The organism is Oxynema mangrovii CENA135, from assembly GCF_016632315.1.
GTDB lineage: Bacteria > Cyanobacteriota > Cyanobacteriia > Cyanobacteriales > Laspinemataceae > Oxynema > Oxynema aestuarii.
Genome location: NZ_JAEOXH010000002.1, coordinates 772,184 through 795,892, shown reverse-complemented (window position 1 = coordinate 795,892; position 23,709 = coordinate 772,184). Strand labels below are relative to the sequence as shown.

Below are 23,709 nucleotides of genomic sequence, written 5' to 3'. Positions count from 1 at the left end.
GGATGGAGGATTAACCCGAACTTGAAGGAGTTACTAACCTTATGGCAGTCGTCTCTTTAGCCCAGCTATTAGAGTCCGGGGTTCACTTCGGCCACCAAACGCGCCGTTGGAATCCGAAAATGTCGCCGTACATCTTCACCGAACGTAACGGCGTCCACATCATCGACCTAGTCCAAACCGCCCAGTTAATCGAAGAAGCTTACGATTACATGCGGACGGCGGCGGAAAAAGGTCAAAAAGTGCTGTTCGTGGGTACCAAGCGGCAAGCGGCGGGGATTATTGCCCAAGAAGCTGCCCGTTGCGGGGCCTACTACGTCAACCAACGCTGGTTGGGGGGAATGCTCACCAACTGGACGACGATCAAAACCCGGGTTGACCGACTCAAAGAATTAGAACGACTGGAAGAAACGGGCGCGATGGACTTGCGTCCGAAGAAAGAGCGCTCGATGTTGCGTCGGGAGTTAGCCAAACTCCAAAAATATTTAGGCGGCATCAAGTTGATGCGTAAAGTTCCCGATATCGTGGTCGTGGTCGATTTGCGCCGGGAATATAACGCGGTGCAGGAATGTCAAAAGCTCGATATTCCGATCGTGTCGCTATTGGATACCAACTGCGATCCGGACGTGGCGGATATTCCGATTCCGGCGAACGACGATGCCATTCGTTCGATTAAGTTGATTATCGGCAAACTCGCCGATGCGATCTACGAAGGGCGTCACGGCGTACCGGATTCGTCTGACGAGGACGACCAATTCGACGACGTAGATTATGAAGACTACGACGACGAAGACCAGGACGAGGATCGGGACGAAGACGACGACGAGGACGAGGACGAAGACGACAACAGCGACGATTAAGTGCGCCGAACGTCTTTTTTGCTCGAGCGGACGATAAATCGACCTGTGAAAATTGAGTGAGATTTGTTGTGCCGTCGGCGATCGCCTGTAGGGGGCGATCGCCCTACCGCAAGCCATTGACGCGGCTTTCTCACGGGCGGACTTCCAACCAGACAAGTTTCGCCGATTCGCGAGGGGCCGCAGCTTGTTGGTAAAATAGCCCTCGGTTAGCGATCTCCCCGGTAAGCATCGAGGGATTCAAAGAGGGGCAACCCTCGACCACCGCACCCGAATCCTCGAGAATTCGGCATCGGTAACCTTTGACGATGATGGAGACCCAAGACTCGCGCTCCGGATCGTTCAGTCTGGAAAACTGTCAATAGAGTGGGAATACAGGCAAGATGGCGGACATATCTGCAAAAGTTGTCAAAGAACTACGCGAAAAAACTGGCGCCGGAATGATGGACTGCAAAAAGGCGCTCAAAGAAAACGACGGCGACATGGCTAAGGCGATGGAGTGGTTGCGCCAGAAAGGGATCGCCTCGGCAGATAAAAAAGCGGGTCGGGTAGCAGCCGAAGGACTCGTAGACAGCTACATCCACACCGGAGGTCGCATTGGCGTTCTCGTCGAGGTCAACTGCGAAACCGACTTCGTAGCTCGTCGTGAAGAATTCCAAAGCCTCGTTCGCAATATTGCCATGCAAATTGCGGCTTGTCCCAACGTCGAATACGTCAGCGTCGAGGACATTCCTGCCGAATTCGCCGAAAACGAGAAAAAAATTGAAATGGGTCGCGAAGACCTCGCCAACAAACCCGAAAATATTCGGGAAAAAATTGTGGTCGGTCGGATCGAAAAGCGCCTCAAAGAACTGTCTTTGTTAGATCAACCCTATATCAAAGACCAGAACATCACGGTTGCCGAGCTGATCAAGCAAACGATCGCCCAACTCGGTGAAAACATTAAAATCCGCCGTTTCGTTCGTTTTGTTTTAGGCGAAGGCATCGAAAAAGAAGAAAGCAACTTTGCCGATGAAGTCGCCGCTCAAACGGGTGGCAAAGCTTAGACGCGACGAAGGCGCGAGTAGCTCTCTAGCGGAATCCACGCCGAACGGAGAGTAAAGCACGGGTCGGCAAAAGACAGGTCAACTTCAAAAATCTGGCCTGTCTTTTGCTGTCTCAAGCGCTAAGCTGAACAAGAGACCCGATCGCCCTTCGCGCAGCATTGATACAATTGTGGAACGTTTATGGTCAGACCTCTCGATCGCATCGAGCGAGATATTGAAAAATTAGAGAGTTCTTCGCAAGAGATCGCCGAAGAATTACAGCAAACCTACGAAGGATATTTAAAAGTTCTCGGCGAAGCGGTGCGGGGACAGGCGATCGTGGCGACCTATCACATCTGCACCCACGGCAATCCCGAAGCCTTTCTCGAATTATCCCTCGATCGCCGCCAACAATTGCAAGCTAAAATCCGAACCATTGCCTCGGAAGCGCGCAGTCGGCTCGCCGTAGTTCCCGACCTCCTGCTCGCCACGCGCTTGCTCTCCCAACTGCCCGATCCGAGCGAACTGCTCGAAGCCTTGAGTAACGCGAAATCTCTCGAAGATCTCGAAGCCGAGTGGCCCGATGCCGCACGGGCGGACAACTTCGACTTAGAGGAAGCTGAGGAGTCAGAAAGCGCCCTAAGTACGGAAGAAGAACGAGAACGGGCCGAGGCAGAACGGGCCGAGGTAGAACGGGCCGAGGAAACCCCAAACTATCAGTTCGAGCAACCGGAAAGCGTCGCCCGATGGCAAGAAGACCTCGAAGGGGCGATCGCCCAACAAGTGCAGGACGCCTCGCGCCAAATCAATCGGGCATTACAGGAATTTGGCATCTTGCCGCCCAAATTACCGCCGATGTTGCTCGAAGCTGCCGCCAAAGTTCCCGGTGGCGATAATGGTGTAGGAGTTCCCAACCTTTTAAATCTGACCGTCGAAGCGGAAACGCCAGAAGAAATGCAGCAGTTGCGAGGGAAGAAGCGCAAGCGTTCCCAAGCTTTGCAACTCGTGGCCATTCAACTGAGACTGTCCGAAATCGAATTAGGCGACGCCCAAGTGATGGCGGCGCGACATCAAATTCGCCATCTCATCCATCGCCTCAACACCCTCAAACGAGAATACCGCACCCGCGATCGCGAGCGGGCCGTTGCCCGAGCAGAGGCGGCATGGCGGGCGAGCTGGTTCGACGAGGGAGCCGATTAGGAGGGGGATGCCGTGGCTGTAGAACTGCCGGATTGGGGAAGACTGCAAAAAGCACTGTCCATCGAAGCCTCGCGTGGCTTTGTCAACCTGATGGGCAAAGAATATCGCTTTAGCGAGTTCCTCCACGCCAGTTTGAGCGAACCGCCCCAGGACAAGCTGATGGGGGCAGAAATTCGGCGCTGGCAGGGCTTGGCGGCCCAGTTCGGGCGCTACGGCGAGCTGAGCCGGGAAAGTCGGGCGCAATTGGTGGAAGAAACCCGTAAATTTCTGCTCGATATGGAACGGATCTGCACGCGAACCCCTTCGGCAGCCGTGACCTCTCCGGGGCAGAGGGTGGCGCCCGCTCCGGCGGCGAGTCGTTCCGTCGCCGCTCGCCGTGCGCCGCGTGGTGCGCTCGCGCCCGATCGCGGCTTGACCCAAGTCCCGGGAATCGGAGCGAAGACGGGCGATCGCCTCGCCAAATTGGGACTCTACACCGTCGCCGACTTACTGTATTACTATCCGCGCGACCATATCGACTACGCCCGCCAGGTGAATATCGCCGAACTCGAACCGGGGGAAACGGTGACCGCCATCGGTACGGTCAAACGCTGCAACTGCTTTGCGAGCCCGCGTAATAGCAAACTGACAATTTTTGAATTAGTGCTCAAAGACGCGACGGGACAGATCAAAATCAGTCGCTTCTTTCCCGGCTACCGATCGCGATCGCGCGGCTGGCAAGAAATGCAAAAACGCGCTTTTCCTCTCGGGGCCGTCGTCGCCGCCTCCGGACGGGTGAAAAAAAGTAAATACGGTATTACCTTAGACAACCCGCAACTCGAAGTGCTCGACGGGGAAGGCGGGGCGATCGAATCGCTCAACGTGGGGCGAGTCGTCCCCGTGTATCCGCTCACCGAAGGGGTGGGAGCCGATGTGGTCCGCAAAGCGGTCAACGCGGTCCTGCCCGCGATCGCCCACCTGAACGATCCCTTACCGGGAGGGCTGCGTAAAAAATACGGCTTGATGGAATTGGGCGAGGCGATCGCCAATATCCACTTTCCGCGCGATCGCGACATCCTCGATGCCGCCCGCCAGCGCCTGGTCTTCGACGAATTCTTTTACCTCCAACTCGGACTGCTGCACCGCCGTCAGAGCGCCAAAACCAATCAAAAGAGCGTCGTTCTGCCCCGTCAGGGCCAACTGATCGAAAAATTTTACTCCCTGCTTCCCTTCCACCTCACCGGAGCCCAGGAGCGCGTTATCGGCGAAATCCTCAACGATTTAGAAAAGCCCGAACCGATGAACCGCCTGGTTCAAGGGGATGTCGGTTCCGGTAAAACCGTGGTCGCCGTCGTCGCCATTTTAGCGGCGATTCAAGCGGGATATCAGGCGGCGTTGATGGCCCCGACGGAAGTTTTAGCCGAACAGCATTATCGAAAGTTAGTCAACTGGCTCAACTTGCTGCATCTCCCGGTCGAACTGCTCACGGGTTCGACCAAAACCAGCAAACGCCGCCAGATTCACGCCCAACTGGAAACGGGAGAATTGCCCGTGTTGGTGGGAACTCACGCTTTGATTCAAGAAAAAGTGACCTTTCATCGCTTGGGGCTGATCGCGATCGACGAACAACACCGCTTCGGGGTCGGTCAACGGGCGAAACTGCGTCAGAAAGGGGTAGACGGCGTCCCCCACGTGTTGAGCATGACCGCCACGCCGATTCCGCGCACGTTGGCGCTGACTTTACACGGGGATTTAGATGTGAGTCAGATCGACGAGTTGCCCCCCGGTCGGCAGGCGATTCAAACGACGGTGTTGGGATCGAAAGACCGCCCGGACGCCTACGAGTTAATTCGTCGGGAATTGGCCCAAGGGCGTCAGGCTTACGTGGTGTTGCCGTTGGTGGAAGAATCGGAAAAGTTGGATTTGAAATCGGCGATCGAAGAATACGAGCGCTTGCAGGAATCTGTTTTTCCTTACTTTCAGGTGGGATTGCTGCACGGACGGCTGACTTCGGCGCAAAAAGAAGAGGCGATCGGGTTATTTCGGGAAGGTCGCACCCAGATTTTAGTGTCTACCACGGTGGTCGAAGTCGGGGTGGACGTTCCCAACGCCACGGTGATGTTAATTGAAAATGCCGAACGCTTCGGATTGTCGCAGTTGCACCAGTTGCGCGGTCGGGTCGGACGGGGGGCCGATCGCTCCTACTGTTTGTTGATGACCCATCCGAAAGCAACTGCAGAAGCGCGTCAGCGTTTGAACGTGATGGCGCAGTCGCAAGATGGGTTTTTAATTGCGGAAATGGACATGCAGTTGCGCGGACCGGGGGAAGTGTTGGGAACCCGTCAGTCCGGGTTGCCGGATTTTGCCTTGGCGAGTTTGACCCAAGACCAAGAAGTGCTGGTTTTGGCGCGGGATGCGGCGGGACGGGCGATCGCCAAAGACCCGACCTTAGAACGCTGGCCGTTATTAAAAGTGAAGTTAGAACAAACGTTAAAACGGTTGATGGAAGGGGCGATTCTAACCTGAACGGTCGGGAAAAGTAGCCGCTTTCAGGGAAGGGATCGCTCTGAGTCGCGCTGCGATCGCGTTTGGAGACAAGCGGGGGCGATCGCAGCGCCTTGCTAAAATTACTAACAGCACTGACTCGAAAAACTGAAAACTTTTCAAAATGACCCTCGGCGCGATCGCGGCGATCTCTAACTTTTTTTCGGGAAAAATACCAAGAACGGCTAAAATTTTAAAGTCTCAGAATTGTATCGGACAGCTTTGTAATAACATCTCTCTCTCAAGTGACCCCCGCGATCGCCCAGGCTGATTCTGGGAGGTGACATTCGAGCCGAAGAGAGCGGCTCGAACTCGGCCAGATTTGCCACACCCATCGTTCAAAATTAGGGATTGCGCCGTTCTATGACTTTAACGCCATTTTCCTCTGCCTCTTCTCGCTCGGTTACTCGCAACGTCGGGAAAAGTTCGCAAGCTTTAGTCGTGATGGGTATCGTTACCCTGATGATGTTGCTTGGAATTGGTTCGCGCTTGGCCTACTTGCAGTTATATCAAACCGAACAGAGCCGACAAGAGGCTGACAACAACCGAGTGCGGCTGTTACCCAAACAACCCGGACGGGGCAATATTTTCGATCGCAACGGCAAACTGCTCGCCAGTTCGCGCCTCTCGCGCGCCGTCTTTCTCTGGCCATTAGAACAACAACCCCACGAGTGGCCCGCCACCCTCAAACGACTCTCAAAACTGCTCAACATTCCCGAAGCCGAATTAAAAGAGCGCCTCGAAAAAGTCGGTTACGAATCTCCCCTCCCGGTGCGCGTCGCCCGAGGATTGGGCGCCGAACACGCCACCGCCTTAGAAGAATACGCCGTGGAACTCAAAGGGGTGAAAGTCGATGTCGAAGCCATTCGCTACTATCCCCACAATAAAACCGCCGCTCACATCCTCGGTTACACCGGAGAAACCAACGATCGCGACTTGACCACCCTCAAGGAACGGGGTTATCGACTCGGAGATATTATCGGTCAAATGGGCGTCGAAGCCGCCTTTGAAAAGAAATTGCGCGGGGAATGGGGCGGTCAAGAAGTCGAAGTCGATAGCACGGGTCAAATTCTGCGAACCCTCGGCGAAAAAGCGGCCAAAGCCGGACAGGACGTTCACCTCACCATCGATTTAGAGTTGCAGAAAGCCGCAGAAAAAGCCCTCGGCAATTACAAAGGGGCCGTGGTGGCGATGGATCCCAACAATGGCGCAGTGTTTGCGATGGCGAGCTATCCGGCGTTCGATCCGAACGTGTTTTCCGGACGCATCAGCGATGAAAGTTGGGCTCAATTGCAAGGAGAAGACCATCCCTTCGTCAATCGCGCGATTCAGGGATTTCCCCCGGCGAGTACGTTTAAAATTGTGACGACGACGGCGGCGATCGAATCCGGCAAATATTCTCCCTACACGGTTTTACCCACCTATCCTTACGTGCAGGCAGGCGGGATTAAGTTTTGGGACTGGAACCGCGCCGGATTCGGGCCGTTGGGTTTTGTCGGCGCTTTGGCGTGGAGTAGCGACACGTTTTTCTATCAAATTGCCATGGGGATTGGCGGCGAAATCCTGATCGATTGGACTCGCCGCTTTGGTTTCGGCTCGAAAACAGGCATCGAATTAGCCTCGGAAGAAGCGGCGGGGTTGGTGGCGGACGATCGCTGGAAACGCGAAGAAATTGGCGAAGAATGGCTCTTGGGCGATACGATTAACATGTCCATCGGTCAGGGCTTTTTGTTGGCCAGTCCCCTGCAAGTGGCGATCATGACCGCCGTTCCCGCTAATGGCGGCTACAAGGTCAAACCCCACTTACTCAAAGACGACGAAGAGAGTAAGAGTTGGCGCGAGTCGTTGGAGTTGCAACCGGAAACTGTGGAAATTTTACGCACTGGATTGCGCGACGTGGTGATCGCCGGGACGGGAGGCGCCCTCAACGTGACGACCTTGCCCCCCAATGCCGGGAAAACGGGAACCGCAGAAGATCCGCCGCGCCTGTCTCATGCCTGGTATGGCGGTTACGCGCCGTTTGACAAGCCGGAAATTGTCGTCGTGGCCTTTGGCGAAAATACGGGAGGCGGTGGCGGTTCGTTCGCCGCACCGATCGCCCGTCAAGTCATGGAAGCTTATTTTAAGAATAAGAAAAAATAAGCAAAAATAAGCCCCGCTAACGGCTCGTTTTTCCGGGAAGTTTCGGTCGTCCCCACTGCGACAGCGCGATCGCCCCTTCATAATAGTTAAGGAATATGAAGTTAGCGATCGCCTTCGTGGCGCGAATGATTATGGGATTATTTGGATTTGGTAAAAAGCTCACCCTACCGAAACCCGGAGAAGCTTTGAGCGGGCGATCGGAAAAAATGCCCGTTCCCGACCGTCATTTTGTCAACGGCAATCCCCTCGAACCGCCGTTCCCAGAAGGCTTACAATTGGCCTTATTCGGTCTCGGCTGCTTTTGGGGCGCCGAACGCAAATTTTGGCAATTAGACGGCGTATACAGCACGTCAGTGGGCTATGCTGCCGGATTGACCCCCAACCCTACCTACCAAGAAGTCTGTAGTGGGATGACCGGACATAATGAAGTGGTTCGCGTCGTTTTCGACCCCAACGCAGTCAGTTACGAAACCTTGCTTAAAGTCTTCTGGGAAAGTCACGATCCGACCCAAGGAATGCGTCAGGGAAACGACGTGGGAACTCAATATCGCTCCGGAATTTACACCTATTCCGACGAACAGAAAACACTGGCTGAAGCCTCGCGCAATGCTTACCAAACTGCGCTTTCGGCTGCCGGATACGGTGAGATTACCACGGAAATTATCGACGCCCCGGACTTTTATTACGCCGAAGCTTATCACCAGCAATATTTGGCGAAAAACCCGAATGGCTATTGTGGTTTAGGGGGAACTCGCGTGGAATTTCCCGAAATGAGTGCGGCGACTTAATCGCTTAAATGGACATGAAAAAGGCGATCGCCATTAGCAGCGATCGCCCGATATTTTAAACCGACAGCACGGACGGACTCGAAACTTTTGAAACGTTTAAATTTAGATTGAAAAACTTATAAAAGCGGCCAATTTTGGGGTCGGTCTTCACTCCATCTCGCCCCCCCGGGTTTGGTTCCTCTGGGCGGTTCTTCGTCGATTTCTGGATAATATCCTTTCGCTAAAGTTACGCCAGTTTCAACCTCCAAATTTCCTCGGGCGATCGCCCCTGCTACCATCCCTAAATTCAAGACAAGTCCGAGGGAAAAGGCAATGTAGACTGTAGTTTTTAGTTGACTCAGCATAACACCCAAATGGCTCAAGTAAATCGTCACGGAAGCGATCGCGCTCGTCGTATGCTTCTGACGTTTGACATGAGCGATTTACTCCTATGGCTTCCCGCTTTCCGGAAAAAAAGCAGATGTTTTGAGAAGTTAATTGGGTATTTTTTTAGCAGGAAGATTCGTATTATTTTGTCTGTAAAATGACGAAATACCTTTCAATACTTTATATGACTTTTTAAGCCAGAAACTATTTTAGTTATCTACAGCTATTCTTAAACATCAAATTGCAAAGAATAAAAACAATAGCAATTTTTGCCCGACTGCTTGGCACGATACATCGCCATGTCGGCAGTTTTGACCAACTCATCTACCGCTTCTCCGTGAAAGGGATATAAACTAATCCCAATACTCACTCCAACCTGAATATTGCAATTTTCGATCGCGAACGTCTCGCCAACCGCCGCAATCATTTTAGTCGCCACTTGAGCGACATTTTTAGGATGGTGAATCGCGGGGATGATTACTGTAAACTCATCGCCTCCCAGACGAGAAACGGTATCTTGACTCCGCAAACAGCCTTTTAAACGGGCGGCAACCCCTTGCAGGAGGCGATCGCCGATATCGTGACCGTGACCGTCGTTAACTTGTTTAAACCCATCTAAATCGAGAAACATTAAAGCCACGATCTGATTGTGCATCGCCGCCAGATCTAAAGCCTGGGAAAGACAATCGTAAAAACGCTTGCGATTGGGCAGTCCAGTAAGCGGATCGCAATACACCGATTGTTTTAACTCTTCATTAAAGATCGCGAGTCGGTCGGCGGTTAATTTCAACTCATCTTCCCGGCGTTTGCGTTCGGTAATTTCGCGAATAATGCCGACGAGTAAATAATTTCCGCCGGGGTCTCGGTGGAGGGAACGTTTCGTAGAAATCCAGTGAACGACATTGCGAGAATCGGTCAAGGTTTCTTCTGTTTCGTAAGCATCGCCCGTGAGAAAAACGTGCTCGTCTTGCTGCCAAAATTGCTCGGCTTCGTGGAAGGGAAGAAATTCACGATCGCGGCGATCGATTAATTGTTCTAACGGATAACCGATTAGTTCGGCAAAGGCTGGATTTAAAATAATCCAGCGATGCTGTCGGTCTTTGACAAAGATAGGGTCGGGAATACTTAAGAGAATTTTGTCTAAAAAATCCTTGGTTTTTTTAAGTTCGATTTCGCGGTAGAGACGATAGCCGATCGTCAAAAAAGTGGAACTCAACCAACTCAGAGTGAGAGGAAATAAAGGTAACCACCAACTATAAAGAAAAGCGAGATAACAAATCAGTGCGATCGCGACTTGAACGATGCCAAAATAGCGCAGCGATCGCCCGAAAGAGCGATGGCGGGAAGCTAAGGTCGTCCCCAAACCCGCGATCGCCCAAATGGCGAGTCCTTCGACCCAATTGGGCAAGATCGAGAGCGTCGGCGATCGCCCGTCGAGGGCCGCAGCGAGCAGTTGAGCGATAAAATTGGCTTGCAGTTCGACCCCGTAAAGCTCCGCCGGATAACGGTGCAAAGGGGAACCGTTGTGGGGAAGTTGAAACAAGTCTTTGATACTGCGCGCCGTAAATCCGATCGCCACGACGCGATTGCGTATCCAGTCGGCGGGAACGCGATCCTCCAGCACGTCGGAGAGGGAAACGATGGTAAAACGGTCTGGGGGATAAAAGTTAGCTAAAACTTGATATCCGCCGCGATCGTCCGCGCGATAAATGCGATTGTCCGGGATAAAAGGGTGCAACACGGTGCGTCCCCATCGAATCGCCTTCGGATCCGACGGGTGGCGTTTGGCTTCGATTCCTTCACCGTGTAAGTAGATCTGGGCTAAATAAATGGCAAAACTTTCGTGAGTTTTGCCATGATTGCGCCAAAAGAGCAGATTGCGGCGCACTTTACCGTCCGGATCGACTAAAACATTATTAAAGCCGACGCGATCGCCCAAACCGTTGGGGGGATCGACCGAGGAGTTTTCGCCATCGGGCAAACTTTCGACGCCGATTAAATTGGGGATATTTTCAAAAGCGCGTTGTAATTGCTCCGAACCGGGTTCGACAGGGAGATCGCGAAACAAATTCAAGCCGATGGCGCGCGGCGATCGCCCTTGCAGTTTCCACAACGCCTCGGCTAAAACGCGATCGGGAATGGGCCATCGGGCGATCGCGCGTAAATCCTCTTCGTCAATCCCGACGACGAGAATGCGCGGGTCTTTCGCCGTCGTCGGTCGCAGTTGAAACCCCAAATCCAACATCGCCAGTTCTCCCCCTTGTAAGGCGCCCCCCCAGCGCAACAAGACGATCGATCCGGCAATCAAACTGGCGCCAATCCAGCTTCTACGCTGTCGGGTCATCCACGGTTGAATCGAACTCAAACGGAATCGAAATTGAGGCAAAATAGACAGCCGAGTCATTTCCCTGATGGTCATTTAAGCCGTCCGATCGCGGAGGGGGCCAGAGAAACGCCAACGCTCCCCTCTGGTGTGAATGGCGTCCCCCTCTACTATAGGCTCCGGTAACGGGTCGTATCGACCCCGAGACTGCACGGTGCATCTATACAGCCCCCCGTTCCCTGGAGTATTCCAGGGGGGCATCCTGGAACCATTGAGGGCAAATATAGGATCGCCCGACGATCGCACTCCACCGCCACCCCCGACCGATTTGCTATCTCCATCTGTTATGAATCAGCGTTTTCTCACTTTCAAATGGCCAAAGCCGTTTTCGATCGAGTTTTGGGCCTGTTTGGGCATCGCGATCGCGGTGTTGCTCCGCATCGTCCATCTCGATACCCGTGAATTTTGGTATGACGAAGTGTTATCGGTCCTGCTCTCCTCCGGTCAAAAAATTGCCTTCGTCAAACCGCCAGACGTTCCGGTTCCCCTCGCCGACTATACCCAACTGCTTTCGATCCCGGTAGAAAATAGCCTCGACGACACCCTCAAGACCGTCGCCGACCTGCTGCGCGGGATTGTCGGCGGCGAGCCCCATCCTCCCTTGTTTTATCTGAGTCAGCATCTGTGGTTGCGCTGGTTCGGGAATGGGGTCGCTGCGGTTCGCAGTTTAAATGCCTTATTCGGGATCGGGGCGATCGCCGCCGCTTACGGATTCGGTCGCCGTTTGCTCGGTCACCGTCCCGGCTTGCTATTTGCGGCCCTGTTAGGACTCAACCCCTTTTATCTCAATCACTCCCTCAACGTCCGCATGTACGCCCCCTTAGTCTTCTGGGGCCTTCTGAGCGCCTGGGCCTTGCTCGAAATTATCGGCTGGAGTGCCCCGGAAACGGAGAAAACCCCGCGCCGCTTTCCATGGGGGTGGCACCTGGTCTTAATCGGCTCCGTATGCGCCGGATGTATGACCTTTTATCTGTTTGCCTATTGGGTTCTGGCCCTGGCGGCCCTGTGTCTGTATCTCGACCGCCGACAGTGGTGGCAACACGGGATCCGCTTGGGGGCGGGGGTTGCACTAACCGCGCCTTGGATGTGGTGGGGGATTCCCCAACAGTTGAGAAATGCGGATTTCGGGCGCTTCGACGCACCGCCGGGATGGTGGGCCGCGACAGTCCGTCACGCCCAGGACGTAGCGGTTTGTCTGGGGTCGCAATTGGTTCTCGGCGATTGGACCACCAGCGTTCCCCTCGGGGCGACGGTGGCGGCGGGGATGGCGGCGATCGCCGTCGTCGGCGTGGCTCTGGTGCAGTTATGGCAACGGGAACGCGGCGACCGCCGTCGATTCGGGGTTATCTTACTGTTGAGTGTCTTCATCCTCTTTGTAGCGTTGAGTGTAGATGCGATCGGCGGCAAGTTCACCCTCGGCTTTGGTTGGGGGCGATCGACGATCTACATGTTGCCCGGATTTTTATTGGTCGTCGCCTTGTGGCTGGAACGACTCGGCCCCCGGTGGCGCAGCGCGATCGCCACGGTTATACTCGCGGTGTATCTACTCTTGAGTGTGGGGGATTATGCCGCGCGATCGCGCCGTTCCTTTCACCCAATCGCCGATCTGACGGTGACCGGAACCGACGCCACTACCGCGATCGCCCTCAATTCCCGGGCGTGGGGCCACGTGATGCGTCTGGCGTACTACATTCCCCCCAGGGAGTCGGTGCTGTTGCTCGCCCGCGATGCTGCCGACCTGCCGGAGGCGTTGGCCCGGGCGATCGAGGCGGACCCGTCTCGCTTCGATCGCGTCTTGTGGCTCGACAGTGCCGCCCCGGTGTGGTCGCCCCCGAGTACCCCGGAACAAAATGCCCAAATCTCCGCCACCCTCAGTCGTCATTACGGCTTGCAAACCCGCCAAACGGTTACTGGAACGATGGAGATGGATAACTTCACCCTGTCGCTGTACGATTGAGCCGTTGCCGCCGTGCCCTGCGTCCTCCCTCCCTTAAGCAACCTGACGGGGGCTTGTAGACTAATTGTGAGATATTTAGCATGAATGAATCTTCCCCTACTCCCCTCGTTCCCGTCCCCACGGGAGCCGCGATCGTTCCCCCTCTGCCTAAAGCAACCGAAGGCGAACGGCCCTTGCGCCTGTCCCTGATCCTGCCGACTTATACGGAAAGTGAGAATATCGAAGCGATCGTCGGCAAACTCACCGCACTGCTCGATCCGACCCTTCCGAACGCCTACGAACTGATCGTCGTCGATGACGACAGCCCCGATAAAACTTGGGAAGTCGCCCTCGCTTTGAGCGATCGCTATCCCCAACTGCGCGTCATGCGTCGCCAAAGCGAACGGGGACTGTCTACGGCGGTGATTCGCGGTTGGCAAGTGGCTCGCGGCGAAGTCCTCGGGGTCATCGATGCCGATTTACAGCACCCGCCAGAGGTCCTGTTGAAAATGATCGCCGAGATCGAAGAGGGGGCCGATTTAGTCGTCGCCAGTCGTCATATCGAAGGCGGCGGCGTCAGCGATTGGAGCTTTATCCGGCGCTTTTTATCCCGTGGCGCTCAAGTGTTGGGCTTAATTTTGCTGCCGGGAGTGGTCGGTCGCGTTTCCGATCCGATGAGCGGTTATTTTATGGTGCGCCGCAGCGCGATCGCCGATCGGGAAATGAACCCGATCGGCTATAAAATCCTGATCGAAGTCCTCGGTCGCGGCGAGATCGGCGACGTGGCGGAAGTCGGTTACGTGTTTCAAGAACGGCAGGAAGGAGAAAGTAAAGTTACCTGGCGGCAGTATGTGGATTATATCGGTCATTTAATCCGCTTGCGGACTTCCCGTTGGCCGATCGTGCGTTTTTTTTGCTTTTGCGCCGTCGGCTTTAGTGGGGTATTTGTCGATATGGCGGTTTTATATTTATTGAGCGATCCGAGTACGTTGGGATGGGGACTGACCCGCAGTAAGGCGATCGCCGCCGAAATTGCCATTATTAATAATTTTTTGTGGAACGATGCTTGGACCTTCGCCGATATGTCCCAAAAACAAAAAGGTTGGCGCAAGCGTTTCAAACGGCTGTTGAAATTTAATAGCGTTTGCTTGCTCGGTTTGGTCTTGAATATTTTGTTATTAAATCTGTTATTTAATCAGTTCGGAATCAACCGTTACCTGGCCAATCTGATCGCGATCGCCGCCGTCACGTTATGGAATTTTTGGTTGAATCTCAAGTTGAGTTGGCGGGTCACGGAAGTCGAGCCGGATTGACATCCTCACCGCCGAAGGAAGGACGCTGATTCCCAAACCTCACGATTTGGGTTCCTGTTTTTGCCCCTGACGAGTTTTTCGCCGTAGGGGTGGTTCGCGAACCACCCCTACTCGTTCCACAGGCTGTAACGGTGTGTCCCACCGCCAAAAGATTCTGTGCGGCGTTGAGATCGAGATCGTGAACCGTCCCACATTTAGAACAGGTCCACTCTCTGGCACTCAACGCCATCGAATCAACTTTGTGTCCGCAACATCCCCCCTTTAGTTCCCCCCTTATTCTTTAGTTCCCCCCTTATTAAGGGGGATTAGGGGGGATTCCACGACTAGGGTTTGGTTTTCACGCACCAAGCGGGTTGTCAGTTTGTGCAGGCAGTCACTCCGAGCATCTTTAATTTGTTCGTGAATTTTAAAATGGGGATACTTGGCTCTTCCAGCGACAAAGTTGGAATATCCCTTTTCGAGGTGACGCAATCTTTGTTGGAGGGCAACCGCAGAGACTTCTGTGAGCAACTGCAACGCCTCTTCTTGTTTCCATTGCGTCAACATCTTCGAGGTTTCGCGATACCCCAACTTTTCCTGTCGCTCTTTCCAGGCTTTCGCTCTCGCTCCTTCCTTCCTCCTTCCTCCCTCCCTTTTCCTTTTCCATAATGTATTATCTCGGGACACTTCTCAAATCCATCTCGAATATACATCGAGATGTCAAGGTTTTATGTGTAAAAAAATATGAAGTAAAAGTGTTTTATCAAAAAAATGCTTTACCATTAAACGAAGTTTGCTAAAAATTTAAAGCTTGATTTTACAATCAACAGGTGCTTGGCGACTTTTAAGGTTGATCCAAAATTCTAGTGATTTAAAATTATAGTGTGTTGAAATTTTAGCTCCTTAGTATTTTCAAAAAATCGAGAACATCATGAATAATAATTATTCCCAACAAGGAAATTTTGGAATTGGACAAGTTAATGGAGGTGTTTTAAACAACAAAAGTACTATTGCTGGAGTCAATAAACAAGAACAAAAGCAATCTTTAAGTGAAGTTGCTCAAGAAATTCAAGATTTGCTTAATCAACTGGCAATAACTAATTCTTTTGAAACTAAAACTAAAGCAGAAAAAGAGGATGTAGCTCGACAAGTTATTAATGAAATTCAGGAAAACCCTACTTTATTTGATAATATCTTACAAGTTTTACGTGTTAGTGGTGCTGCAGCATTAAAACAATCAATAAATCATCCTATTGCTACATTTTTGGTAACAGTTATTGATGAAGCTGTAAAGATTCAAAAAAAACAAACAGAATCTGATTCATTCCCAAGACCTTAAAAGTTTAAAGTTTTGGTAAATAAAAGGTTCTTCTTAACTAATTGTATTAGCCAACAATGTTTTAAAATTTTTGAATAAATGCATTGCATAGCTTTTCAAAAAAAATACATCGTTAGTTTGGAAGAACTCATCTAAATTGCTAAAGGCTGACTATGGAGAATTAATTATTGTAGGATTGCCTATTTCCCACAGAGCTTGTGGAACTTGCTCGTTCATAAATTGTTGAAATAGTTCCGATCTCTGCCGTCCGACAAAAGAAGCCACTTGGATTCCAATTTGACCGTTATCTCTAGTAATAGGTCCGTATGCATCTGTACAATAGTAATCCTGTATTATTGATAAGTTCCTTTCAGAATAACTTGCGAATACTGGATAAAAAGTTATTGGATACTCTTCTGGGTTTTGCGGGAGAGGATCTCCACAAGAGCTTTGTGGAAATCTTTCTTGGTAAAATGGATTAGGTATCTGCCTCTCTAGCGCTCTCTGTGAACTTTCCAGTTCATTTCCTTCTTCTAATGGAATAATATTTTCTTCTTGACTTTGTAGTTGTTCTTTTTCTATCTGTGCAGTTTCAAATTTTCCCTTTAAGTTATGAATTCCAAATACTGTTGTACTTGTAACAATTAAAAAAAGAGTAATAATTAGGCCAATATTTTCTAACAAAAAAACATTTTTTTCTAAAGATTCTGACAGGGATTTTATTTCGGTATCTGGATTTTCAGATATTTTTTCTATAACTCTATTGATTGCATCTGTATCTGTTTTTATAACCTCATATAGCCTTGGCATAAAATGACAAATAAACGAGCGATGTAGAACGATTTTATTTTTTAGTTTTGAAATTATTAAAAATGAAAATACTAATCTAACTAGATAGAACAATAAGATTTTTATTGAATCTTGATTTTGATTGTTTGCCAGATTATTTGTTGAATTCTTTATTTTGTCTGCTTGGTTTAAAGATGTATTATTCATTTTTTAGTTCTTCTCCTTTTAAAAAATATTTCTTTTTTTAGAAAACAAAATCAATGAATAAAGTGCTAATTCTTTTGTGGCTAATTTATCACTTCTTTTTAACCATTGAATTAAATAATTTTCAATTGAAGTCAAAGGTCTCTTGCCTTTTTTCCAAATAGGGTATTCGCAATTTTCAAATTTGATAAATTCGGTACTAGAATTTGGTGCAAGTGAAGATCTTTGATCTAAATAAATTTCTAGTAGTCCTCCGGCCAAAAAATTTATTATAGTATCGGAACTTCGATCGAAAATATTTTCGCTTTCTATTAGCTTACTATCAATTGAATTCATTAATATTTCAAATGCACTGGCTCCAGCTATTTGTAATGCTAATAATTCAATTTTCCATATATTACTTTTACTTGCATTATTCTGTCTTACATTTATATTTAGAATGATTTGTTTTACTAAAGAATTGACAGCCTGAGTTTGCTTTAAGATTTTGCGATCTTTATCTAATTTGATTTCTTGAGCTAAGGCAATTAGCCTGAAAAATATAAAATATTCTTCAGGGTCTATTTTTTCGTCATTCGATAGAATCAAGTTGATATTCTCTTCATTAGCATTTTTCAAAATAATTTCAATAATATTGCCTTTTATGCTGTCAATTCTAGATTTAGGTAAGTTTTCGATAAGAGCATCAAGGTATTTTTTGAATTTTTCTTGATTTTTGTTGATCGTGAATAATGTTGAAGTTAAAATATTTTTTCTAACTCTAGAATCAGAATTTAATATTAAAAGTTGAAACAGGTTTTCCAAGCAAGAAACAAAGTTAATATTAAAAACACCATCAAAAATTTCATAATCGATAAATGAATAAGTAAAAGCGATAACCAAGGCTTTTTCATCTACATTAACTTCGTCATTATTTGCATCGATATTATTTTTAGACTTTTTATTTTTTTGTGGTAATTTTGCTTGACAATAGTCTTCGTACCATTGATTGATTATGAGGTGTACTGTTTGGTATTGATTTTTATAGAATGATTTAGCAATTCCCGATCCTATAAAAAAGGAAAAATATAATCCTTGGTTTAAAAGTTTGTGTATGATCTTGTTTTCATAAAGCTGTTTTAAATGAAAAGCAGTAGCTGTTACTATGGTCTTATTAAGTAAAGTATTTAACACAGTCAAGTTTTTTGAAGTGGATAGTTCTAGGATCCAATCAATTAGTTCTGTATTAAGGCAATTAGCTTCCGCATATTCTACTGCGTAATATATGCTCAAGGCAATTGTAGCACCGAGATTATCTTTGTATAGTGTTTTGTTTTGATTTGAATTGTTGTTTCTAGCCTGTTCTAAATAATGTTTTTTTAAAGAAGACGATAAGCTATAAAAACTCTCTAAAGTTCTGAAAAATTTAGATTTGTGTTCAGGATAAGCGTACCAAGTGGCAATTGCTCGTGCTGCTACATCTCGAATATTCTCATCATCATTCATACCTAGTTGTGCTAAAGCCGATTGCATAGCTTCTATGGCACTAATAGAAACTTTGCCCAAATCAGAAAGCGATCTAGCAATAGCATTTCTTAGATTCTGGCTTTTTTCTTCATCTCCATATAATTCCCAGTTAAAATTACTTTTAGTTACTGATTCTTTAACTAACACAACTAACACTGAAATAGCTGCTATGACTTGTCGTCTCAAGCTATATTTACTATCTCTTTTCCAGGCCGCTTCAAATAATGCAATACGTAATTCTGAATTGCCAATATCGACACTAGAGACATCGATTCTATGAATTTGAGGTTTAATAACTTTGAATGGAGCAATATATTGAATTTGTTCTTGTTTATCAGAAAAATTAAAATATTCTTTGTACAAGTTTTGAATATCACAATAGTCAAGAGCTTTTAATGAAGGATCTCTTTTTTGCCAAGCACGAGCGACTACTTCTTCTAGCGCTGCAAAAAATTGATCTTCAGCCAAGCCATCAAACAATGTTAAACCTAAACATATTAATTTTTCTCTATATTCTAATTTTTTATTGTAAAACTGTATAAAGTTTTCTTTTGAAATCAATTCTGGCGAAATTCTATCGTTTGTATTTAACAAATAGTTTTTAAATGATTTTTCTCCCCAATCTGATTTAATAGATTCCTTTGTAATACATAATAAAAACAAATTCTCTTTCTTTTGTATTTTTTGAAAAAATGATATCTCCTTAAGAGGCAAAATCTCTTGTAAGGTAATGTTCTCTATAATAAAAAGCAATTTGTCTGATGTATTGCTAGCTTTCCGTAAAATCTTAATGTCTAAAGAATTTAGTCGATCTTTTTTACATTTTAATATTTTGAATTTATGTTTTGAAAACATTATTTTTGCTAATCTGTCTGCAAACCAAGTTAAGCTCGTATAATCACCAATCTCTCTGTCTAATAAAAGAACTCGTTGCGATAAAATATGTTTAACTGATAGTTCTTCTGCTGTTTCTTCGTGTTTGTAATATTCTGGATATATATAATCAAGTGAAGTTTTAAAGTCTTTTTCATCTAATTCTATAAAGTCTTCTTTTTCATTATGAGCGTAAATAGTATTAGTAATTTGACTATTCTCGATAACTCCAGCCAAAGTACCTAAATTCTCAAAAGAACCTCCATGCATTCCTCCCATTCCAAAATTTCCTTTTTGGGAATAATCATTACTCATGACTTTCTCAACTTTCTGGAAAATAACAATAAGCTAGAAATTTAACATGCTTAGCATGTATTTTACCTTTCTAATTAATCTATTTGAATAATCAGAAATTGACTACCGTTCGCAACCAATCCCATCGCGATCGCCGTCAAATCCATGAGGATCCGAACCGACGACTCGAAACCGTCGCTCGCTAATCTCGCCACAATCCAAATCGGGCGGATATGCTGGAATGCATACATCGGGATAAGACGGGTCACAATTCTCATCTCTCGCCGTCTCAGCCGCGCATTGTCCTGCTCGAAAATCCCACGGCATACACGCAGGCAAGCTACTCCACAAGAGCATAATTTAATATCCACGATGTAACGGACGAACGGGCTGCACATATCGCGAGTTGGCTCGAACGTAACAAATCTCCGTGGTGGCCGACGTTCCTATCCACAACCAAGGCAAACCGCGATTGTCTAATTGAATCATGGCCGATTTGATTAGCTCTCCTTCTTGGAAGGTTGTACCAACCGGATATTCATAGATATCTCGACCGTTGGGACCTCTTCGACGGTTGTAATATCGACAATTTAATCCATTCGGATCGGGATCTACTACTTGCCATTCGTAAGCGAGCCGAGGGCCTGTTCCTGCACTGTAGTAATCTCCATTCTCATCCATTACTAACCGTCTTTCCGCGATCGCCACCTCGACGTTGTCCGATGACAATCCTTGCGGAATGACCGTAAATCCTAAGTGACTCCCGACTAACGCCGCCACCGCGATCGCAATTCCTTTGACTTTCAGCATGATGATTCACCGCGAACGCTCCAAACCAACCACCATTGGCTACCCTTTGATTGATTGGCAATTTCTTTTCCCTACGGACAAAACCCTAAAGTTATCGCACCCAAACGATAACGTCATCTATCTAGGGTCTGTCATCAATTAAGAAAATTGACAAAAATAGTGAAATGTGTGTAGCCTGCTACCCGTTCACTCAAGATAGCTCAAAACCGGGATGAAACGGCGTTACGCTTTACGAGACGACCAATGGCAACGCATTGAACACCTGCTTCCGGGTCGTCCGGGTACAGTTGGGGTCACAGCTAAAGATAACCGTTTATTCGTCGAAGCCGTGTTGTATCGCTTTCGAGCAGGGATTCCTTGGCGAGATCTTCCCGAACGCTTTGGGGATTTTCGAGTCGTCCACACACGCTTCACTCGCTGGTCAAAAACTGGGGTGTGGGAGCGCGTTTTCCAAGTCCTCTGCGAGGAAGCCGATAACGAATATGCTGCCATCGATTCCACCATTGTGCGAGCGCATCAGCACAGTGCTGGAGCATCAGGGAGTTCAGCCGAAGAGGAAAATATCGGTCGTAGCCGAGGCGGGTTGAGTACGAAAATTCATGCGGTGGTGGATGCTTTGGGGAATCCCATATCTTTTTTTTAACTCCCGGTCAGGCCAGCGATCTAGTCGGTGCCGAGCGGTTGCTACCATCAGTGGAAGTCCAGGCACTGCTAGCGGATAAAGCTTACGATGCCGACGAACGAGTCAGACAACCGTTGCACGAGCGAGGGATTGAAGTCGTCATTCCCTCGAAAAAGAATCGAAAACAAGCCCACGATTACGATCGATTCTTGTATCAAACCCGACATCTGGTGGAAAACTTCTTTGCCAAGCTCAAACAGTATCGAGGGATTGCCACTCGTTATGACAAGCGCTCGGTGAACTTCCTGGGTGGCATTTACCTGGCTGCATCCGTGATTTGGCTGGCTTAAATGTCCGCAGGCGCTTTCCTCCACATTTGGTCACTTTTGTCAACCTACATAATTGATGACACGCCCTAGGTTGTTCTATCAGTCAACAACTCAATTGTAGTGAGATTATGGAAGTGAAACTCTAGGTTGATTGAACGTTTCACTCAATTTAGCACAACTTTTTTCTCGTGCAATCCTTAATTTTTTGTTGGCAACAATTTGTAATTTTTCCTTCAGCTCTCTGGCTTCTCTTTTTCTTAAAGGCTTAAACACTTTAATTCATTAAGCTATAAATATTTAAACAACTAAAGGTTTAATATCTTTAAAATATGCTGTAATTAGGTCAGAGAATGACTTTGAGGGAGATAAAGATCCTCAAAGTCATTGGGTTAGAGGTCGAGGAGTTGGCGTAATTGTTGGATATTGCGAACGTCATCCCAATCGATATCGGCAGACTTGAGGTAATCGATCGCCACGCCGATGAGATGTTGGGGATAGACGCGGTCGGCGGGTGCCACCGGTTCGAGGTTATTATCGCGGATCGTTTGGGCGGTAGAGGTCAGCCAATCTTTTTGAGATCGGGGGATTTTGATATTCACGTTAACCAGTTTCTCTTGCTTACGAGGGCGCCGTTTCATTTTATCTTGAGTTTTGGGAGGTTCGGAATCGTTCGTTTCCGGCACGTTCTTTTCCGGGAATTTAGGTGCTGAATCCGACCCCTGGCGCTGAATGCCGGAGAATGACGATAATTTACCCATGCCTCCCATCTTTTTGTTGTCAGCCATTCGATAAAACCTCTATATATTCTTGAGCTAGAGTGCGATAGGCTTTCGCCCCCGCCGAGCGCTTCGCATAATTGGTGACGGGTTGTTGGTGCGCGATCTCTTCAGCCACCGCGATATTGTCCGGAATCGTCGTCTTCAGTAATCGAAATCCCAACTCCGGCGCCGCCTCGAAGAGCAATAAATCGGCCTCCGCCGTTAGGGTCAGTCGTTTGCGATAGCGACAGCGCAATACGTCGATCGGTAAGTCGGGGCGATCGCCGCGAATCAATTCGACCGCTTCCGACAATCCTTTGAGGGCGGCAGATTCGCTGACGACGGGGACTCTGCGTTGTTTAAGTCACGGCGGTTAAAACCGCCGTTCGTCTTTCCTCCCCGCGTTAAAACGACAGGGATTCCAGACTCTCGATTACTTTTCTTGAGTACCGTAGGGCATACGGTAAGTTGGGTCGATCGCCCGAAGGCTTCTGGAGGTTTGACCACTACTTTGACGGGGGCAAGCCTGTCAGAGCAAGTCGGATCGTTGAAGGAAGAATTCCCACGGCTTTAGGCTGGGGAGTGTCAATCCGCAATGCCGTCTCGGGGTAAGCCGACCGCCGACAGTCCGGCGATCGCGCGCAGGTTTTGAGTGCGAATCAGTTCGTCAAAGCTCAACTGGGGACGACCTTCGATCCGGGCGACCGCTTCGATCGCCTCGGCCAGGTAACGAGCCGCTTCTCGTCGGCTGTACCCCCTTCGGGCAGCGACGTTCAACGCTCCCTCGTCGGCCTCGATTTCCCGTTGGGAGCGCTTTTGCAACCGCCAAATTTGGGCGATCGCCACCCCGGTCAGTCCTCCCGCCGTCACGGCGCCGATCGCGTCGGCTTGAGCGAGTTCGACCACGGTGGCGATCGTGCCGCCGAGAGCCAATCCCTGATAGAGATCCGGCTTAAACCAGCGCACGTCCAACAGCCAACTGACCGTCCGCAGCAACAGCAAATCCCGTTGGGGCTGACTCAAACGGAACCATAAATCGAAATTGAGATAAATCGGTCGTTCGCGCGCCCACGGCATCGGAAACGAAGTCTGGATGACCGTAGCTTGCTGGGGACGGCTGATGAGTTGGGTCTTCATCCGACCGCTCGCGCTCATCAAATCGAACAAGCGGATGATTTCGGTCTGGGGGTCGATCATGCCAGAATGGGTTGATGGAGTAGTTGCCGCGCGTCACCCACCGACGGGCAACGGCGAACTATTCTACAATTTTTCTACATTTTTTATAGAATACGACAACAGCAGCCAATTTTTCTGATGAAACAGGCTCGACACGATCGCCCGTCCTCGGCGATCGCCGTGCTGGGGTCTGCGATTTACAGGCTATACTTCCGTTCACTTTTTCTCAGGTGAAATTGAAATATGGATGCGTTCGAGCCAATCGCGCCAGAATGGACCGCGAAAGCCATTCACGCCCATCAATTCTGCTGTCCGACTTGTCAGGCGAGCTCGATGGAAGCCAAACGGGTTTGGATTAACCGCCGATCGCCCGTCTATGGGGAAGATCGCAGCCGCAAATGGCAGGAATTCTACGAATGCGAATGTTCCACGGTATGGTGGGCTTGGAGCAGCGATCGCCCGCCCTCTCCCTGGGGCGATCGCGAACGAGGTCTAGACGATTTGTTCTAAGAGCGCGATCG

At 49.0% G+C, this 23,709-nt stretch carries 22 protein-coding genes; 11 read left to right on the top strand and 11 right to left on the bottom strand.

Annotation, left to right across the window (positions count from 1 at the left end; translation table 11 throughout):
- Positions 1–41: 41 nt before the first annotated feature.
- The 6 genes from rpsB to msrA all read left to right on the top strand — a co-directional run bounded on the left by rpsB (position 42) and on the right by msrA (position 8,532).
- Complete coding sequence (gene rpsB / locus JJD41_RS17075) at positions 42–857, top strand: 30S ribosomal protein S2 (protein WP_200668722.1); 816 nt, start codon at positions 42–44, stop codon at positions 855–857.
- A 380-nt stretch (positions 858–1,237) separates the two neighbouring features.
- Positions 1,238–1,900 carry a translation elongation factor Ts gene (gene tsf, locus JJD41_RS17070; protein WP_200668721.1) on the top strand — a complete coding sequence of 221 codons (663 nt, stop codon included), beginning with the start codon at positions 1,238–1,240 and terminating at the stop codon, positions 1,898–1,900.
- Positions 1,901–2,080: 180 nt separating this feature from the next.
- Positions 2,081–3,079, top strand: a complete 999-nt coding sequence (locus tag JJD41_RS17065; RefSeq protein ID WP_200668720.1) for a hypothetical protein — start codon at positions 2,081–2,083, stop codon at positions 3,077–3,079.
- A gap of 12 nt (positions 3,080–3,091) precedes the next feature.
- Positions 3,092–5,584, top strand: a complete 2,493-nt coding sequence (gene recG / locus JJD41_RS17060) for an ATP-dependent DNA helicase RecG (protein ID WP_200668719.1) — start codon at positions 3,092–3,094, stop codon at positions 5,582–5,584.
- Positions 5,585–5,965: 381 nt separating this feature from the next.
- The gene (gene mrdA / locus JJD41_RS17055) at positions 5,966–7,744 is read left to right on the top strand and encodes a penicillin-binding protein 2 (RefSeq protein ID WP_200668718.1); all 1,779 of its coding nucleotides are present in this window, start codon (positions 5,966–5,968) and stop codon (positions 7,742–7,744) included.
- 131 nt (positions 7,745–7,875) lie between these two features.
- The gene (gene msrA / locus JJD41_RS17050; RefSeq protein WP_200669248.1) at positions 7,876–8,532 is read left to right on the top strand and encodes a peptide-methionine (S)-S-oxide reductase MsrA; all 657 of its coding nucleotides are present in this window, start codon (positions 7,876–7,878) and stop codon (positions 8,530–8,532) included.
- Between the two features lie 116 nt (positions 8,533–8,648).
- Here msrA and JJD41_RS17045 read toward each other — a convergent pair whose 3' ends face one another.
- Both JJD41_RS17045 and JJD41_RS17040 read right to left on the bottom strand, forming a co-directional pair.
- Positions 8,649–8,876 carry a hypothetical protein gene (locus tag JJD41_RS17045; RefSeq protein ID WP_200668717.1) on the bottom strand — a complete coding sequence of 76 codons (228 nt, stop codon included), beginning with the start codon at positions 8,874–8,876 and terminating at the stop codon, positions 8,649–8,651.
- A gap of 251 nt (positions 8,877–9,127) precedes the next feature.
- On the bottom strand, positions 9,128–11,302 hold the full coding sequence (locus JJD41_RS17040) for a CHASE2 domain-containing protein (RefSeq protein WP_234488886.1): 2,175 nt from the start codon (positions 11,300–11,302) through the stop codon (positions 9,128–9,130).
- A 265-nt stretch (positions 11,303–11,567) separates the two neighbouring features.
- Between JJD41_RS17040 and JJD41_RS17035 the strand changes: the two genes are divergently transcribed.
- A complete protein-coding gene (locus JJD41_RS17035) occupies positions 11,568–13,238 on the top strand; it encodes a glycosyltransferase family 39 protein (protein ID WP_200668715.1) in 1,671 nt (556 codons plus the stop codon).
- A gap of 80 nt (positions 13,239–13,318) precedes the next feature.
- Positions 13,319–14,530 (top strand): glycosyltransferase, encoded by a 1,212-nt coding sequence (locus JJD41_RS17030; protein WP_200668714.1) that lies wholly within the window; start codon positions 13,319–13,321, stop codon positions 14,528–14,530.
- On the opposite strand, the gene JJD41_RS24930 is transcribed toward JJD41_RS17030, so the two are convergent.
- Together JJD41_RS24930 and JJD41_RS24925 are read right to left on the bottom strand one after the other, a co-directional pair.
- Positions 14,508–14,759, bottom strand: a complete 252-nt coding sequence (locus JJD41_RS24930; RefSeq protein WP_234488885.1) for a transposase — start codon at positions 14,757–14,759, stop codon at positions 14,508–14,510. The two genes, JJD41_RS17030 and JJD41_RS24930, sit on opposite strands and share 23 nt — an antisense overlap.
- Positions 14,760–14,803: 44 nt before the next feature.
- A complete protein-coding gene (locus JJD41_RS24925; protein ID WP_234488884.1) occupies positions 14,804–15,076 on the bottom strand; it encodes a transposase in 273 nt (90 codons plus the stop codon).
- A gap of 364 nt (positions 15,077–15,440) precedes the next feature.
- Here JJD41_RS24925 and JJD41_RS17020 point away from each other — a divergent pair, with 364 nt between their 5' ends.
- Positions 15,441–15,848 (top strand): hypothetical protein, encoded by a 408-nt coding sequence (locus JJD41_RS17020; RefSeq protein ID WP_200668713.1) that lies wholly within the window; start codon positions 15,441–15,443, stop codon positions 15,846–15,848.
- Between the two features lie 150 nt (positions 15,849–15,998).
- On the opposite strand, the gene JJD41_RS17015 is transcribed toward JJD41_RS17020, so the two are convergent.
- The 4 genes from JJD41_RS17015 to JJD41_RS17005 all read right to left on the bottom strand — a co-directional run bounded on the left by JJD41_RS17015 (position 15,999) and on the right by JJD41_RS17005 (position 20,303).
- Positions 15,999–16,823: a hypothetical protein gene (locus JJD41_RS17015; RefSeq protein ID WP_200668712.1), complete on the bottom strand. Its 825-nt coding sequence runs from the start codon at positions 16,821–16,823 to the stop codon at positions 15,999–16,001.
- 18 nt (positions 16,824–16,841) lie between these two features.
- Positions 16,842–19,514, bottom strand: coding sequence for a hypothetical protein (locus JJD41_RS17010; protein ID WP_200668711.1), 2,673 nt, complete (start codon positions 19,512–19,514; stop codon positions 16,842–16,844).
- A gap of 74 nt (positions 19,515–19,588) precedes the next feature.
- A complete protein-coding gene (locus tag JJD41_RS24920) occupies positions 19,589–19,762 on the bottom strand; it encodes a hypothetical protein (RefSeq protein ID WP_234488883.1) in 174 nt (57 codons plus the stop codon).
- 91 nt (positions 19,763–19,853) lie between these two features.
- Positions 19,854–20,303: a hypothetical protein gene (locus JJD41_RS17005; RefSeq protein WP_200668710.1), complete on the bottom strand. Its 450-nt coding sequence runs from the start codon at positions 20,301–20,303 to the stop codon at positions 19,854–19,856.
- A gap of 211 nt (positions 20,304–20,514) precedes the next feature.
- Here JJD41_RS17005 and JJD41_RS17000 point away from each other — a divergent pair.
- A protein-coding gene (locus JJD41_RS17000) for an IS5 family transposase (protein ID WP_200664346.1) occupies positions 20,515–21,275 on the top strand; the annotation gives its coding sequence in 2 pieces (ribosomal slippage) (positions 20,515–20,941 and positions 20,941–21,275; 762 coding nt in all).
- A 368-nt stretch (positions 21,276–21,643) separates the two neighbouring features.
- Here the strand turns inward: JJD41_RS17000 and JJD41_RS16995 are convergent.
- The 3 genes from JJD41_RS16995 to JJD41_RS16985 form a co-directional block, all read right to left on the bottom strand.
- Positions 21,644–22,039 carry a hypothetical protein gene (locus JJD41_RS16995; RefSeq protein WP_200668709.1) on the bottom strand — a complete coding sequence of 132 codons (396 nt, stop codon included), beginning with the start codon at positions 22,037–22,039 and terminating at the stop codon, positions 21,644–21,646.
- On the bottom strand, positions 22,032–22,325 hold the full coding sequence (locus tag JJD41_RS16990) for a ParA family protein (protein ID WP_200668708.1): 294 nt from the start codon (positions 22,323–22,325) through the stop codon (positions 22,032–22,034). Before JJD41_RS16990 ends, JJD41_RS16995 begins: the two co-directional genes overlap by 8 nt.
- A 272-nt stretch (positions 22,326–22,597) precedes the next feature.
- Complete coding sequence (locus JJD41_RS16985) at positions 22,598–23,206, bottom strand: DUF3318 domain-containing protein (protein WP_200669247.1); 609 nt, start codon at positions 23,204–23,206, stop codon at positions 22,598–22,600.
- A 225-nt stretch (positions 23,207–23,431) separates the two neighbouring features.
- On the opposite strand from JJD41_RS16985, the gene JJD41_RS16980 reads away from it, so the two are divergent.
- Positions 23,432–23,698, top strand: coding sequence for a hypothetical protein (locus tag JJD41_RS16980; protein WP_200668707.1), 267 nt, complete (start codon positions 23,432–23,434; stop codon positions 23,696–23,698).
- The last annotated feature ends 11 nt before the right edge of the window (positions 23,699–23,709 follow it).